Raw genomic sequence first — 17,051 nt, forward strand, 5'->3', positions numbered from 1 at the left:
TCATGTTAATGTTTCTATTATTGGACACGAATGTAATTTCTTTTCATCTGGACATCGTTGTTTTAAGTCGTCTAACATAGTTTCAATTCGTTTTAAATCCTCTATTTGTTTTTGCACTTCCTTTTGTTTTTTAGAAACAAATTCGAACATATCTTGACAACGAACTTCATCTTTATCTACAACACCAAGTAATTTATAAATCTCGCTTAAAGAGAAACCAAGTTCCTGTATTCGTTTAATAAACCCAACACGCTTAACGTCATCATATGAATATATCCGATAACCAGCTTCCGTTCGGTGAGGTTCTTGTAATAAATTTTTTCGCTCGTAATATCTGATCGTTTCTTTATTAACTCCACATTTATCTGCAAACTCACTAATGCGATAAATCATCTTATTTCACCCCCTGAATATTATAAACCATGTACTATAGTACACGGTCAAGTAAATTGGACTATTTTATTTTTTTCCCAAAGTATCACTCGTATGTGATTGATACTTTTATATAATACTATTGATTATCCTAACATCCCACCAGAAAATCCGATTTAAACACCAGTTGTTTTTAAACTATTAAGAAAGTAATTCCACTATATATTCCGAAGACCCTTTAAATTTAAGTTAATCTAAATATTTCTGAACTTTCATGCTAATCAATTAAATTTCATACGTGTTTCTTATTTAATCTTACCTCAACAAAATAAATTTTATTAAAATATATAAAAAGCAGACTATGTTATATTTTCCATATTTAAAGTGTTAAAAGCCCAACAGTATAAATGTCGATTCTTCTAAAAATATAAGTAGTTGTTATCTTTTGATTTCATTATACCTTTACTATTCTATTTAAATTTGTTCGGTTTCAGTCACACCATAAAATTAACTTTTTAAATAAGATTTTATTTCGGTATCAACATAAACACTTTATAGCGATCTGAAAAAAGAGTAAGATTCTGATTCCCTTAAACTTTTATTCCTGATAAGAGAATTCTTTATTTTTAAAATTAAACATTGAAAAATTTTTATCATTGTACTAAAATTAGGTGTGGTTAATATATTATTTAACCATACTATTTCAATGGAAAGGTTTATAGTTCAATGAATCTACAAAAAAATGATAAAACAAATAGTTTTATCCATTATGCAAACGGTCCTTCCCTAGAAGAAATAAATGGGACAATTGAAGTTCCTAAAGATTTGAGCTTTTTTAAAACTTTACTAGCTTATTCTGGACCGGGTGCACTTGTTGCTGTTGGTTATATGGATCCTGGAAATTGGTCCACTTCCATAACTGGCGGTCAAAATTTTCAATATTTACTAATTTCAATTATCTTAATGTCTAGTTTAATTGCTATGCTACTTCAATACATGTCAGCTAAGCTAGGTATTGTTACTCAGATGGATCTTGCTCAAGCTATCCGAGCAAGGACCAGTAAACAGTTGGGAATTGTCTTATGGATTCTCACTGAGCTTGCTATAATGGCAACAGATATTGCTGAAGTTATTGGTGGGGCTATTGCACTTTATTTACTGTTTCATATTCCACTTGCGATTGCTGTTTTCATTACAGTATTTGATGTATTACTCTTATTATTGTTGACAAAAATAGGAGTTCGAAAAATTGAAGCTCTAGTAGTTGCTTTAATATTGGTTATTTTCTTAGTTTTTGCATATCAAGTGGCTCTTTCTCATCCTATATGGACGGATATTTTTAAAGGTTTAGTACCTACATCTGAAGCTTTCTCAACCTCTCATACAGTAAATGGACAAACACCACTTTCAGGTGCCTTAGGCATTATTGGGGCAACTGTTATGCCACATAATCTTTATCTACATTCTTCAGTTGTTCAAAGTCGAAAACTAGATCATAATAACAAAAAAGATATCGCTAGAGCAATTAGGTTTTCAACTTTTGATTCAAATATTCAATTAACAGTAGCCTTTTTTGTTAATTCACTATTACTCATTATGGGCGTTGCTGTTTTCAAAACAGGAAGTGTTACTGATCCATCATTCTTTGGTCTATTTAAAGCACTATCTAATTCTACTATTATGAGTAATTCTATTTTAGCTCATATAGCAAGTTCAGGTATTTTATCACTTTTATTTGCAATAGCTTTATTAGCATCTGGACAGAATTCAACTATTACTGGAACATTAACAGGTCAAATTATTATGGAAGGATTTATTCATATGAAAGTTCCAATTTGGTTCCGTCGTATCATTACTCGCCTAATTTCTGTTATTCCTGTAATGATTTGTGTCTTAGTAACTAGTGGTAGAAGTACTGTTGAAGAACATATAGCTATTAATAACTTAATGAATAACTCTCAAGTCTTCTTAGCATTTGCATTACCATTCTCAATGTTACCTCTACTAATATTTACTAATAGTAAAGTTGAAATGGATGATGATTTTAAAAATACTTGGATAATTAAGATTCTTGGTTGGCTTTCAGTTATAGGATTAATTTATCTCAATATGAAGGGATTGCCAAATCAAATTGAAGGTTTTTGGGGAGATAACCCAACTCATCAACAAATTATTCTTGCGCATCAAATAGCTCATATCATCATTATTAGTGTAATACTAACTTTAATATGGACTATTGTTGAATTGTATAAAGGAAATAAAAAATACAGTACGATGCAACAAAGTGCAACTTAATTTAGTAAACTAGGTAGCCTCAAGTAAAGATAAAAGTAGTAGAATAATTCTACTACTTTTATTGATATTATTTTTTAAGAAGTCAATTATAACATTGAAAAGAACTCAACATAAGGAGTTGCTATCTATTTTGATAATATTATTGATATGTATAAAAAATCTTGTTGTAACCTAAAATATTTAGAGATCATTAGATACAGCCTTAGTGGCTGGTGCTAACTGGACTCAGAATTTATTCTTAGAGATAAAAATGTATGTACATATTCCCATATTCTAGATAACTTATACTAAAAAATTTTTATTCTAGAATATAAAAATTACTTTAATCTTTTTTAAAACCCAAAATGACAAATCCCTTGATTTTACTAGATATTTTTATTTAGAAATTAAATTTAAATTACTTTAATTACTAATAGGGACATCTAACTCAACAAAAAAAGCCCTAGGGATGGGGCTTTTAGTGTTCCTTGAAGTGGATTCGTTGCGATTTTAAATGAAATTTTTGATAACCTCAAATTCCTCTTTTTAATGCAAAGTTATTTATAAAGGCTAGCTTATCATAGGAGGTTACATTCCATTTAATAACCATCTTCTATTTGATAAGCACACTATCAAAAAACTAATTACACTAAGGCATATCATATAAGGAACAATTATAAAAAAGTCGGTTAAATCAATAGTCATCGGATGTGAGAAAAGTTTCCCTATTATTTTATAGAGAGAATTTGAAGCATCAAAAATAGCAGATACTTTAAAAATTCCTCCAATTGCCACTAAAATAATGGATGTAATCCAATAAAAAATAGTAACTCCAATAGAAACTAGCATATTAGAAAACAGGATACTAATAGTTGAGACGACTAGTAGATACTGTAGAACAACGAGTGAAAATAAGATTGTAGTTGTTAAAAAATAAAATAGTGAATATCCCCAAAGCAATGAAGCTAATATATTGCAAACTATTATAGCAATAAAAAATTCTGAAAATAATACTAACAGTTTAGTATAAAAGTATTTAGTTAGATGATACCCTGAAAAATAGTGATATAAAATACATTTGTCAGAGTAATCTTTATTAAAGAAATATACAATGACAAAGCCGAATATTAAAAATCCAAATTGGGTAAATACTGTGTAGGTACTAAAGTAAAATTCTCCCAAAGTTAAATGTCTTATTTTATCTATCCCTACTGGTAAAATATATCCTAATACATAGGTCAAAGCTACAGTAGATATAATATAAAATAATGTTCTACCTCTTATAGACTTTCTAAACTCCAATCCTAACATTTTTTATTCTCCTAAATACCAACTAATAGCATCATCTAATGTGTCTACTTTACAAATTTTTTGATTATCAATTAGAAAATAGTTTCCCTTTAAAGACCTGATATTATTGATATCATGTGAAATATTAATAATAATTTTTTCGGGATAATACTGAATATAGTTTTGCAAAAATACGTTTATCTCATCAACAGACTTTTTATCTAAAGCATTAGTAATTTCATCAAGTATAATAATATGCTTGTCTAAAGACAACAAAACTAATAATTTCACCTTTTGTTTCTGCCCATCACTTAATTGCTTTAACTTAACCGTTTTACTTATTTGATTAATATTCAATAACTGATAAATTTCTTTAGAAAGCTTCCACGGAATTGTCCTTTCTAAATCGTTAATGGTAACATCACTAGGAAGATTAGAATAACTCGAAATAATCAGCGTGTCTTCATAAATATCATTTGAAAAATAATTCCCTCTATTTATGATAAAATCTTTAGCTAGTTGAGATTTACCTGATCCATTCCTACCTAAAAGATGATTTATTTCCCCTTCTTCAAAGTCTAAGTTAGTATTCTCTAAAAGTATTCTATTTCCTATTTTTAAGGTGTAATTATTAATAAACATAGCTACTCCAATTTACTTATTTCAGACAGCAACCTATCCATAAAGATTAAACTCTAATTAATGGGCTGAACCAGCAACCCATCTATTTTTTGAACTTCTTACAAAATACCATAAATCGTTTACATTGTCTAATTCGTTTTTCTTAGTTAGAACTTTTGCAAAGCTCATATCATTTAGAATTGGTTTTACTTCTCTCTGAATATTTTTTTGTTTCATAATTATTTCCTCCTTAAATTATGTGGACAGGTCACTCTCTGAAATAAGTAGAATTATAGTTAAATATTAAATATAAACCAAACTGTGTATAGAATAACAAAAATAATATTACAAAGTTTAATTACTTTAACTAGCATTGAATTCTCATTAAACGACTTAGCTTCTAGAACACCTCTGGTTGCAATTATTACTTTATAACCATCTGAATTCATTAAAGGGATAGAATTATAAAGAATGTCTATTGCCATATATTTTGCTAAATAAATTAAAATTGTACATTTTAAACATACTCCCAGAGTAAACATGATATTATTCAAAATTAAACTAAAAAATATTCCACCTAAATGAACAACTATCTTCTCCTTTTTACTTAACATATATGTATCATTCATTCTTACATAAAACGAAGGAAAAATATAATTTAATTTAAAACCAATTTTATCTACACGTCTACCAAAATACTTAAAAAAAGTTATATGACCTAATTCATGAAAATAAATAAAGAAGGGAAAGTAAATCAGAAGATATTTAATAAAGTCATCTCTCGTTATACCTACTACCTCTTCATGGGAATAAAACAGTATTAACACATTTACTATTTCCAAAGCTATTATTGAACATACGAAAAAAATATAATTAAAATTTGAAATTTTTTCTTCCCTATCTTTGAAAATAACACCCATACTTAGTACATCAGAATAGTCCAATTTATAATATTTTTTTCTAACTTTATCCTTAATTATATATAAATCATCTTCACCAAATATCTCATAATTTTGATACTCCGATGTTTTCAAATTCTTTGACATAATACTCCTTTATATCATCTGTAATACTCTTTATTTTATTCATATCGGAAAAAATAAATTTACAGACCTCACAACTTGATACAAATTTCTTACCAGTCAAATCTAATTTCATTTTGTCTATAAACCAAGTAAACCCTTCTCGTTTTAATATATACAACAACATATTAGAGTAAAATTTATCCTCTAATTCTGATATATCAGCATCACCAATACTTCCAATTCTCAAATTCGTCTCAAAAACTGATGGAGAGCAACAAGGATAAACATAACCATCATGATGAATCACAAATTCCCAGCCCGTTGCAGGACATGTAAGTTCTAATTCATCTATCGTTTTTAAATACAAATCTTCCATATTTAGATTTTTGGCTCTACCTACTGGAGATGCAGGAACAATCGTAATAGGAACACCAAATATTGACTCACCTAACTTATCTAATAAATCAACACCACGATTTTTCTTATCTACTACCATATTAAGTGCAACTTCAATATCAAACTTCTTTATATGTAAAAATAATCTTTTTATATTATCTACTGGGATATACTCTGAATGATAGTTGTCATAACTAACGGTTAAATAACGTAAACCGGCTGTTCTTAAAGAAGTTAGTAAACTCTTCGTATTTTTATCATTAGTTGCCCAGAAGCCATTTGTAATTAACGTAACATCTTTACCTAAAATCGATAAGCGATGAATAGTTTCTAAGACTTTGCTCTTTCTTAATAGTGCTTCTCCGCCAGTCAAAGAAACTAGTTCAACATCTTCATGAGTTTCCGCATAGCGTACTACTGCTTCAATTTCTTCATCCGTAAGACAATTGACAGAGTTAGGTAAGCAACTAAAACAACAATGATCGCACTTTGCATTACACTTTTGGGAGAGATTAATTACTAAACTCTTCATAATTCCTCCTACATATTAAATAAATTAAATCTGTTCAAACATTCGCATTATACTCCTAATGTTTTTTTATTTCAATAGTCAAATTACTTTATATAACAACTAAAAATATATTTAAAAATAAATTTTTGGAGATTTTTTTAATTTTGAAAATCAACAAAAATTAATGTATTCATCTTTTGTACAATATTCAAATACATTTGAGTACTCTAAAAAAGGCATATCTTGTATTTCTTCAATAACTTATTTTTGTTCTAGATTTGTTCTAGAAAATTTATCTTTCTTTATTAATTTTTATAAACAAAAAGTGATAAATTCCTTGATATTACTTGTTTTCTTTTTTTATACATTAACTTTAAATACATATAGTTACTTGTAGGGGGCATCATTTTACCCTTAGAAACATTGATATATCAACGTTTCTTTTATTTTTGGTCACCATTTGGTCACCAAAATGTTAGACATGCTAAAAGCCCTAGAAATAGGGCTTTTAGCATGTCTTGAAGTGGAATTATCCATCAAAATATTATTTATTTTACATGGGATTTGTATAACTTGTAAAAACCTCCTCTTAGATTCAATAGTTCTTCAAAACTACCACTCTCACAAACTTCTCCATTATTGAAAACAATAATTCTATCAACCCCTTTAATACTTTCTAGTCTATGTGCAATAATAATTATTGTCTTGTTTTTAAATTCTCCTAATAATCTATTCAGTACTTTTTGTTCAGTAATATTGTCTAATGCTGAAGTTGCTTCATCAAGAATTATAAGCTCTGAGTTATCAAAATAAAGTCTTGCTAGGGATATTCTTTGTCTCTCACCGCCAGACACAACTATACCTTTCTCTCCAAGTTCTGTATCGAAACCTAGCTCTAATTTTGTATAAAAGTCTAGTAGTTCTACTTTTTTCAATACATTAATTATATCTTCATCACATATTTCTTTATTAAGTACAATATTTTCTCTTAATGTTCCATCAAATATTGGTGACTCTTGAGGTAAGTAACTGATCTGTTTGTATAAGTATTCCAATTTCAGTTCACTTAATTTTACATTTCCAAAAAAGATCTCACCACTATCTGGTTTAATTAGACCAAGTATTATTTTAATTATTGTTGATTTTCCACTTCCACTTGATCCTACAAAGGCTGTTGTACAATTCTTTTTTATTGTTAGGTTAAAGTCTTCAAATAAATGATTTCTTTTGTTATAAGAAAAAGCCAGTTCAGAAATTCTAATGTCATCATTTTTCAAATCGTAAGATTTTCCATAATAAATATGGGTATCATCTTTACAATCTAAAAAATCAAGGTATCTTTGAATAGATAATTTGTTAAGCTTATAATCAACATAAATAACATTGAAAATTGCGACTGGCTCATAAGCTTTTCCAAGTAAGGTTACAATTGCAACTATCGATCCCGCAGACAGCTTTGCTTCGAATATTGCATAAACAAGTACAACTATCTTTAGTAAATTGATAATTAAACCGAAAATAGTAAAGAATAACTCATGAATCATTGTTAATTTAGTTCTTGCATTAGTAATTGAACTTGCATTTCTTGATAAAATTCTACTTTCGGATTTATATCTATTATTTAGTCTAAAGAGAACCATTTCCATAAGTCCCCTTACTAACTTTTTATTAAATAATTCTTGATCTATAAGAATATTTTCTTTAATAGAGTATAATTTTTTTAATAAAAATGTTGTTGTTAGGACAACAAAGATGTATCCCATCAAAATATAAAATAGAAGTCTTTTTTCAAGGTTATATATTAAAAATAGGCTCAAAAAAACATTGGGAACTAATTCTCGAATTATTGTCAACCAAAAGTTTGTAATCGAATTCCGGAGAGCAAGAGCACCTTCTTCGATTTTCTGTATTAACTGACCCACTCCATATTTTTGGTAGTTACTATAATCAATTCGACTGATCTTATCAATCGATAAGAGTTTGAAGTCCAAATATAAACCTTCAAATAACTGCTGATGAGGATAATTATCGAAATAAGCAAATATTGCTGGAACAATTAATAATAAACTATAGATTACTATATTTCTCCAGCTAAGTAATCCCTTAGGATATGTATCAATTATTTCTTGAAAAAAGGAAATTGAGACAAGATTGAGTGAATTAATTACAACACCTAACAATATATAATATAATAATAAAATTCTTTTCTGTTTTAAAACTCCAATTATCGCTTTCATTTATGCCTCCATTTTTATACCTTGTGATACAAAAAGAACCTCTTTCATGTATAGCAAAAAAGCACAAGATATTGTGATTTTTTGCCATTCATGAAGAAGTTCTAAAGGCTCATCATTATTCCTCTGATACAATCGTATCATATGATAGTAAAACGCGAATGGCGAATTGGATTACTATATTTATAGTATACTAAAGTTTATGTTCAGATTCAATAAAACTTTAAAACAGTTAGATTATTTTATTTCGTTTTTTCTCTTTTGTATAACAAAATTATTCTTACATAATTGACAAATCCAAGGTTTTCTTGGAATTTAGGAGATAGTAAGCTTTCAGTATAATTTAAAATATAAAATATAAAATATAAAATATAAAATATAAAATATAAAATATAAAATTTGAAACTAAAATATTGATGTAACTGTTTTTTTCTTTATTTAATCCATTCTCTACTATTACATCATTTTCACAAAATTCATATCTACACTTTATTACAAAAGATGTTTCATGATAGATTTCTTCATCTGTGCGAAAATATATTTTCCTAAATGTTCTTTAGCAAGCTTAGAATTATTTTCAATTGGATTATCAAAATAAAATCTTTATTAATAGAAAAAAATTATTTTTTGTTCCATTTTTGTTCCAATTCAAAATTCAAAACATAATTTGTTAAAAAAATACGTGGCTTTATTTACATATAAATACGCAATTATCAATTAGTTATTAACAGTATCAATAGGAAATTTCTTGTTGGGGCATCTAAATACATAATAAAAAGCCTTGATTTTCAAGGCTTTTTATTATAATTATCTAATAATATTATCTCTATTGATAGATTTAGTATTAGTTATTACGATTACTATTTAAATCTTGTTTTTCAATTTTTGCTTGCGCTGCTGCTAATTTTGCAATTGGAATTCTAAATGGTGAACAAGAAACATAATTGAGTCCTTGTTGATAACAGAAACGCACTGTTGCAGCTTCGCCACCATGTTCACCACAAATGCCCATTTTTAAGTTAGGTTTTGTTTCTCGGCCAAGTTTTACAGCCATACTAAGTAGACGACCAATCCCTTTTTGTTCCAAAACTTGGAAGGGGTCTTTCTCGAAAATGCCTTTTTCAGTATAGTCACTTAAGAATTTACCAGCATCATCACGTGAGAATCCAAATCCCATCTGAGTCAGATCATTTGTACCAAAACTAAAGAAATCAGCTTCTTTTGCAATTTCATCAGCTGTTACGCAAGCACGAGGTATTTCAATCATGGTTCCAATTGTGTATGGCAATGTTATACCTGCTTCTTCTAATTCAGCATTCACCGTTTCTTCAATGAGTTTTCTAAGAATCCGTAGTTCTTCAACAATACTGACAAGAGGAACCATTATTTCTGGTTTTACCTTGACGCCTTCTTTAGTTGCCTGAATGGCACCTTGAGCAATAGCACGAGCTTGCATTTTATAAATTTCTGGATAAGTGATCGCTAAACGACAGCCACGATGACCCAGCATTGGATTAAACTCTCGTAATTCTTTGATCCGTTTTTCAAGCTGAACTCTTGAAATACCTAATTGTAAGGCAAGACTTTCAATTGAATCGTTATCTTGCGGTAAAAATTCATGCAAAGGTGGGTCCAACAGCCTGATAGTACAAGATTTTCCATTTAAAGCTTTGAATAATTGATAAAAATCATCACGTTGATGAGGCAGTAATTTTTCAAGAGCCTTAATGCGATCTTCCTTGTTATCAGCAACTATCATCTGACGGACAAGTGGAATGCGCTCTTCATCGAAGAACATGTGTTCTGTTCGACAAAGTCCTATACCTTCTGCACCAAATTCAAGTGCTTGCTTCGCATCTCTTGGATTATCAGCATTTGAGCGAACACCCATGTCTCTTTCTTCATCTACCCATGACATAAAGACTTTAAAATGATCATCTAAAGAGGATGTGGACATTGGTATTTCCCCAATATAAACGGCACCATTACCGCCATCTATAGATAGGTATTCTCCTTCTTTAATAGTCACTTGACCAGTAGTGATTTCCCGTTTTTCTTCATTAACTGATAGCAATGTACAGCCTGCCACACAAGGTTTCCCCATACCTCTAGCAACTACTGCGGCATGGGATGTCATTCCGCCACGCGCTGTTATGATACCTTTTGCACTTACCATACCTTCAATATCTTCTGGGGATGTTTCTTGTCTTACCAGTAGAACTTTTTTCCCACACTTAGCTTCTTTTACAGCATCATCAGCATGGAAATAGACTTGTCCACAGGCAGCCCCAGGAGAAGCAGGAAGGCCTCTTGTCAATTGAGTTGATTCTTTTACACTTTCTGGATCAAAAGTTGGATGTAAGATCTGTTCAAGCTGATTTGGTTTGATGCGCCTAATAGCTTTTTTTCTGGTGATTAAACCTTCATTAACTTGATCTACTGCTATTTTAATAGCTGCTTTTGCCGTACGTTTACCATTACGGGTTTGCAGCATAAATAATTTTCCTTTTTCAATAGTAAATTCAACGTCTTGCATGTCTTGGTAATGCTTTTCAAGAATTTGCGTTATATTGATGAATTCTTGATAGATTTCAGGCATCTCTTCTTTAAGACGGTCAATACTTTGAGGTGTCCGAATACCAGCAACCACATCTTCACCTTGTGCATTGATAAGGTACTCCCCAAAGAGTTGATTTTCACCTGTAGATGGATTGCGTGTAAAAGCAACCCCAGTCCCACTATTTTTCCCCATATTTCCAAATACCATTGCTTGAATATTGACAGCAGTTCCAAGAGTTTGAGGAATATCATTGAGACGACGATAAACTTTTGCACGCGGATTATTCCAAGACTTAAAAACTGCTTCAATAGCTAATAATAATTGTTCTTTTGGATTTTGAGGAAAAGCACTTCCTGTTTCTTCAAAATAAACATTTTTGAATTCGGTTACAATTTCTTGTAAATCTAAACTTGTTAATTCTGTATCATCTTGATAATGTTTTTCATTCTTAATATGATCTAAAATCGTTTCAAATTTGTCATTTGGTATACCGATAGCAACATTTGAAAACATTTGAATAAAGCGACGATAACTATCATATGCAAAACGTTCATCTTGAGTGCTGAAAATTAATCCTTTTACACTGGTATCAGTTAAACCTAAATTTAAAATAGTGTCCATCATTCCTGGCATTGAAAAAGCAGCACCTGAGCGTACAGAGACTAATAAAGGATCTTGATCACTACCAAGTTTTTTACCTTGTTCAACTTCTAATTGTGCTAATGCGTGATCAATCTCTTGTAGCATTTCAGAATCCATCATTGAATCATTTTCATAATAGTCATTACAGGCCTCAGTTGTGATGGTAAACCCTTGTGGCACTGGTAGACCAATACTAGTCATTTCTGCCAAATTGGCACCTTTACCACCTAACAAGTTTCTCATATCTTTATGACCTTCTGTAAAATGATAAACAAATTGTGTTTTCATGTGTACCTCCAAACTTAGATCGGTTTATTTTTAAGAATCTCTAAAATAATAGTTGCTGTCTCTTCAATAGCTTTGTCAGAAACATCAATGACAGGGCATTTTAGGTTTTGCATGACTTTTTCAGCATAATTGAGTTCTTCATAAATGCTTTCCTTATTAGCATAAGATGCTGTTCCAGTCAGTCCTAGCGCTTTAAGCCTCTCCTTACGAACCTGACTAAGTCGGTCAACTGAATTCGTTAAACCAATAATCTTTTTGGCACTAATTTGGTAGATTTCTTTAGGGATTGGAACTTCTGGGACTATTGGTATATTAACCACTTTCACTTGCTTATCAGCTAAAAACATACTTAATGGTGTTTTTGAAGTCCTAGATATCCCAAGCAAAACTAAATCGGCTAATAATATTCCTCGTGGGTCCTTTCCATCATCATATTTTACAGCAAATTCAATTGCTTCTATTCGTTTGAAATAGTTTACATCTAGTTTTCTCAGCAGCCCTGGTTGACCAATGGGTTGTAATCCTGAAATGTTTGACATGGCTTTGATGACATTTGACAAGAGATCAACGTAGACAAAATTCTCTTCTTCAGAGCGTTTTTTAGCATAATTAGCTAAGTTTTCATCCACTAAACTAAACATCATACAAATATTTTTTGTTTTGGCATTTTCAAAAACATTGTCGAGCAGTTCTTGATTATTGATATAAGAAAATCGCTCAAATCTCCAATTATCATGATTGGGAAACTGTTGAATACAAGCTCGAGCAATAGCTCGAGCAGTTTCTCCCAAAGAATCTGAAACAATATAAATGATTAACTGATCGTCCATTTTACCACCTTTCTAATCTTTTATTTCTAAAAAAAGTTTTGTGATTATTGTTTTTGATAATTTACCAACAATTTGTGTTTTGCCATCTTCTGATAAGCGAACCACTGGTAAACTATCAACTTGTCTGTTAACAAGTGTTTCAATGGCATCGAAGATAGATTCTTCTTCTAAAACAGTCGTCACATTAGGAACACGTGTCATTATCATTCCAATCGGAATTTTTGACAGATCCCCACCGCCTATACTTGCTTTAAGAAGGTCTTTTCTTGAAACAACTCCACAAAATGAATCCTTTTTATCTTGAATAAAAGCGCATCCAGCATCTTCCATAAAAATCTTAACGATGACATCATAAACGGACTCTGTTTGGTGAACAATCAAAGGAACTCCCATAATATCAGAGACTTTTAAATCCTTAAAATAGGTGTATTCCTTTTTTTCATCTTTAATTCCTACATAAAAATAACCAACTTTTGGTTTAGCATCTAATAATCCAATCATGGTTAGTACTACTAAATCTGATCGCAAAGTAGCTCTTGTTACATGTAGTAATTCTGCTATCTTTTCGCCAGTAATGGGCTGGTTTTCTTGAACAATTTGACTAATCGCTTCTTGTCTTTTTGTTAGTTGAATAAAAATCACCGCTTTCATTTATTATATACTATTTATTTATATAGTGTATTATAATACTTACTTTTTTTAAAATCAAGATAAAAAATGATGACATTTATCATTTATTTAACATCAATAATATCTATCATACTAAGTAAATTGATAAAATAACTAAAAAATTGGTTAATTAATGATATTGATTAGTGTTCAATTTTTCCCAAGTCAGTCTTTATTAAAGACAAAAGAAAAGACCTTGAACAGATTCTTCAAAGTCTTTTTGATTTGTCATTTTTTTCTTGTTTGCCCATTATCAAAAGTTGTGTGATTGGCTTTCCATTCTTTTAGGTATTTAAGACGTTCTTTAAAACGGCTTTCATGGCCTTCTTCTGTAGGTTTATAATAAGTGTGACCAACTAAATTATCTGGCATGGTTTGCATATCCGTCAACTTATCCTGATAAAAATGAGCTAATTGATAACCTTTCCCATACCCTACCTCTTTCATAAGATTTGTTATGGCATTTCGTAGATGAAGGGGAACAGGCTCATTTTGTGTTGACTTGACATCTTTAGCCGCTGCTAATCTTGCTTTATAAACAGCATTGGATTTGGGTGCTAGCGATAAATAGATAACCGCCTGTGTCAAATGAATATCACACTCTGGTAATCCTAAAAATTGACAAGCCTGATAAACTTCTGTCGTCAGAGACAATGCCCTGCTATCTGCTAAACCAATATCTTCTGAAGCAAAACGAATCAGCCGTCTAGCAATATAAAGTGGATCTTCACCACCATCTAACATTCGTATCATCCAGTAAATAGCCGCATCAGGGTCACTATTTCGCATTGATTTGTGCAGTGCAGAGATAATATTATAATGTTCTTCACCCGTTTTATCATAGAGAAGCATTTTCTTTTCCAGTAAATCTTCCATGATATCTTCTGAAATAATAACTTTCCCATCATGAATCTCACTATAAAGGACGGCCATCTCTAAGGTATTTAGCGCTGTTCTAGCATCTCCATCAGCATATAGCGCTATTTTTTTCAGATTTTCTCTGCTAATACTAATGCTTTGATTTGGAAATGCTCTGTCATCCCTTAAAACATGACTAAGCAAATCAACCATCTCATCTTCTGTTAGCTGATTGAGGACAAAGACTTTACAACGAGAAAGCAGTGCACCATTGACTTCAAAAGAGGGGTTTTCAGTGGTTGCCCCTACCAGAATAATAGAACCTTTTTCAACAAAAGGTAAGAAGGCATCTTGTTGTGCTTTATTAAAACGATGAATTTCATCAATAAAAACGAGCGTTCTTTCTCCATATTGACGATTCTCTTCAGCTTCTTGCATGATCTTTCGAATTTCTTTAATACCTGAAGTGACCGCTGAAAAAGTTAAGAATTTAGCTTGCGTTTGATTTGCAATGATATTAGCAAGTGTTGTTTTTCCGACACCTGGAGGTCCCCAAAATATCATAGAAGACATCTGTCCTTGTTTTATCATTTTTCTCAAGACTTTTCCTTGACCAATCAGATGACTTTGACCAAAATACTCATTTAAGTTTCTTGGTCTCACACGCGCCGCCAAAGGTTGATTATAGTCTGAGATTTCATCAAAAAGTGATACCATTGTGACCTTCCTTTTCATCATAAAAAATGATAGTGTATCTGACTGGTTACCTACTTCACTAAATCAGATATTTTTAACATCATCACACCTTGACTCTATTATAAACTATAAGGTTGAGTTATAGTCAAATAAGAATCTCTCTTTTGAACTTTCTAATCACCTCTTATTGAATCCATAGCTTTCCTAACTTTAAAATATGCTATAATGATACAGATAATTTAACTTTTTAGGAGGGCTTATGCCGAAACAGTTGAGCAAACGAGTATCAAATTACGAACTCTTTTTTGATTTGTCCATGGTTATGGCCATTTCTAATTTAACATCATCCATACATATTAGTCATTTGATCTTTAGTAACCTCTTTGCCTTTATTATGGTCAGCGTCATTTTGTTAAATGTTTGGTACAATGAACTTTTTTACTATAATAAATATGGTGATTCTCGTCGTATCGATATTTTTACAGTTGTTGCACTCATGTTTGTCATGGGAAATCTAGCCCTCAATTTTAATTTTGGAATGGTCAAAATGACAGCTGGCACCCATCGGGTCATCTGGTTTAACAGTCTTTTAATATTAGCTTATCTGATTATTGCTCTGCAATTTTTCTTGAAAGGTCGAGTACTTGGTTTTAATAATGATATTAAAACTCATATTGTCAGGCTTTTAGTTGCTGCGGTTAGTCTCATCCCTTTTGCTGTGGGACTGATCGGTGCAAGCCCCGTTACTTCACTAATTTATCTTATACCTTTTATCAGTCACTATCTGATCCGTTTTGATAAAAATGCTGACCGGAATGGTCTCAATTTTCCACATATGATGGAGCGAATGCAACTGATGACTATTCTAGTCTTTGGAGAAACTGTCATTGCCATCATACAGACCTATCCTTTATCCAGTCATCCAATTGATAGTATCTTGCTCTTTCTAGGTATGGCTCTACTTTTCATGTTTTACATGACTCAAACCTTCCTCAGTATTGACCATCATTCTAATCGTGAGGCTAGTCTTCTATTCTTTGCTCATCTCTTAATTTTCTTGGGTGTCAATTTCTTTACAGTTGGTATTGAATTCCTAGTTGATGCTCATCATGCTAGTATTGGTCACTGGTTATTTCTCTTTGGCGTCTTACTCTACTTTATTGGTGTCTTGTCGACTGCTATTTACAACCAAGAACTCTATAGATTCAATAAAAGTGCTTGGTTTCTTTTTATCTTCATCATTCTTCTCAGTGGAATTGTCATTGCCCTTTCTGGTACAAGAGTATGGCTACTTGGTCTAATCCTTATTATTTCAGCACACAGTATCTCTCGACTCAATATGCTATTTAGACGAAAAACACGTGAACGTAACCATATCGCACATCCAGATCCTACAAAAAATAGAAGAGATTTTTCGTAGGTTATTGAAACTCATCTCGTAAAGAGACTAATATAAAAATTAAATACATTAATAAACTAAGCTTCCTTATATAAGGAAGCTTAGTTTTCTATTTTTAACAACCAAGTGACTTTTTTTGTGTATCTTATAATGAGATTTTGGAAGTTCCTTAAAATTTCTACCGAATTTTTATCCTCTCAAATAGCAAAAATTAATTATTTATTTGATACTTAATCTTTTTATCATTTCAATACGGTACTTTATTCGATATTTAGAAGTGATCTTCCAATTTTCTAATTCTTGTCGCTTAAAAAGCAAGTTTACTTATTTAATAACCGAATCATTTTGTTTCTTATTCCATTGTAAGTATTATCTTTATCTTCCAT

General features: G+C 30.8%; 13 protein-coding genes. 2 read left to right on the forward strand and 11 right to left on the reverse strand.

Annotated elements, in window-relative coordinates:
• On the reverse strand, positions 1-393 hold the full coding sequence (gene merR / locus STRUR_RS09585) for a mercury resistance transcriptional regulator MerR (RefSeq protein ID WP_000640387.1): 393 nt from the start codon (positions 391-393) through the stop codon (positions 1-3).
• A 705-nt stretch (positions 394-1,098) separates the two neighbouring features.
• Between merR and STRUR_RS09590 the strand changes: the two genes are divergently transcribed.
• On the forward strand, positions 1,099-2,667 hold the full coding sequence (locus tag STRUR_RS09590; RefSeq protein WP_006739309.1) for an Nramp family divalent metal transporter: 1,569 nt from the start codon (positions 1,099-1,101) through the stop codon (positions 2,665-2,667).
• Positions 2,668-3,234: 567 nt separating this feature from the next.
• Here STRUR_RS09590 and yydJ read toward each other — a convergent pair.
• From yydJ to STRUR_RS09640, 10 genes are all read right to left on the reverse strand, one after another.
• Positions 3,235-3,957, reverse strand: a complete 723-nt coding sequence (gene yydJ / locus STRUR_RS09595; RefSeq protein ID WP_000901036.1) for a YydJ family epipeptide exporter permease subunit — start codon at positions 3,955-3,957, stop codon at positions 3,235-3,237.
• A 3-nt stretch (positions 3,958-3,960) separates the two neighbouring features.
• Positions 3,961-4,578 carry a YydI family epipeptide exporter ATP-binding subunit gene (yydI, locus tag STRUR_RS09600; protein ID WP_000470461.1) on the reverse strand — a complete coding sequence of 206 codons (618 nt, stop codon included), beginning with the start codon at positions 4,576-4,578 and terminating at the stop codon, positions 3,961-3,963.
• A 57-nt stretch (positions 4,579-4,635) separates the two neighbouring features.
• Positions 4,636-4,794: an epipeptide YydF family RiPP gene (locus STRUR_RS09605; protein ID WP_000810831.1), complete on the reverse strand. Its 159-nt coding sequence runs from the start codon at positions 4,792-4,794 to the stop codon at positions 4,636-4,638.
• A gap of 59 nt (positions 4,795-4,853) precedes the next feature.
• Positions 4,854-5,603, reverse strand: coding sequence for a YydH/LiaK family epipeptide maturation metalloprotease (locus STRUR_RS09610; RefSeq protein ID WP_000042044.1), 750 nt, complete (start codon positions 5,601-5,603; stop codon positions 4,854-4,856).
• Positions 5,563-6,510 carry a YydG family radical SAM peptide epimerase gene (locus STRUR_RS09615; RefSeq protein ID WP_000839372.1) on the reverse strand — a complete coding sequence of 316 codons (948 nt, stop codon included), beginning with the start codon at positions 6,508-6,510 and terminating at the stop codon, positions 5,563-5,565. The genes STRUR_RS09610 and STRUR_RS09615 overlap by 41 nt, the downstream gene beginning before the upstream one ends.
• 527 nt (positions 6,511-7,037) lie before the next feature.
• Positions 7,038-8,726 (reverse strand): ABC transporter ATP-binding protein, encoded by a 1,689-nt coding sequence (locus STRUR_RS09620; RefSeq protein ID WP_006740089.1) that lies wholly within the window; start codon positions 8,724-8,726, stop codon positions 7,038-7,040.
• A gap of 841 nt (positions 8,727-9,567) precedes the next feature.
• Entirely contained in the window at positions 9,568-12,213 is a 2,646-nt protein-coding gene (ppdK, locus tag STRUR_RS09625) for a pyruvate, phosphate dikinase (protein ID WP_006739700.1), read from the reverse strand.
• Between the two features lie 14 nt (positions 12,214-12,227).
• Positions 12,228-13,043, reverse strand: a complete 816-nt coding sequence (locus STRUR_RS09630; protein WP_006739067.1) for a pyruvate, water dikinase regulatory protein — start codon at positions 13,041-13,043, stop codon at positions 12,228-12,230.
• Positions 13,044-13,055: 12 nt separating this feature from the next.
• Entirely contained in the window at positions 13,056-13,694 is a 639-nt protein-coding gene (gene ccpN / locus STRUR_RS09635; protein WP_006739269.1) for a transcriptional regulator CcpN, read from the reverse strand.
• 246 nt (positions 13,695-13,940) lie between these two features.
• Positions 13,941-15,287, reverse strand: coding sequence for a replication-associated recombination protein A (locus STRUR_RS09640; RefSeq protein WP_006738680.1), 1,347 nt, complete (start codon positions 15,285-15,287; stop codon positions 13,941-13,943).
• A gap of 238 nt (positions 15,288-15,525) precedes the next feature.
• On the opposite strand from STRUR_RS09640, the gene STRUR_RS09645 reads away from it, so the two are divergent.
• Entirely contained in the window at positions 15,526-16,686 is a 1,161-nt protein-coding gene (locus STRUR_RS09645) for a low temperature requirement protein A (protein WP_006739150.1), read from the forward strand.
• Positions 16,687-17,051 lie beyond the last annotated feature (365 nt).

Origin of the sequence: Streptococcus urinalis 2285-97, assembly GCF_000188055.2 — a bacterium.
Classification (GTDB): domain Bacteria; phylum Bacillota; class Bacilli; order Lactobacillales; family Streptococcaceae; genus Streptococcus; species Streptococcus urinalis.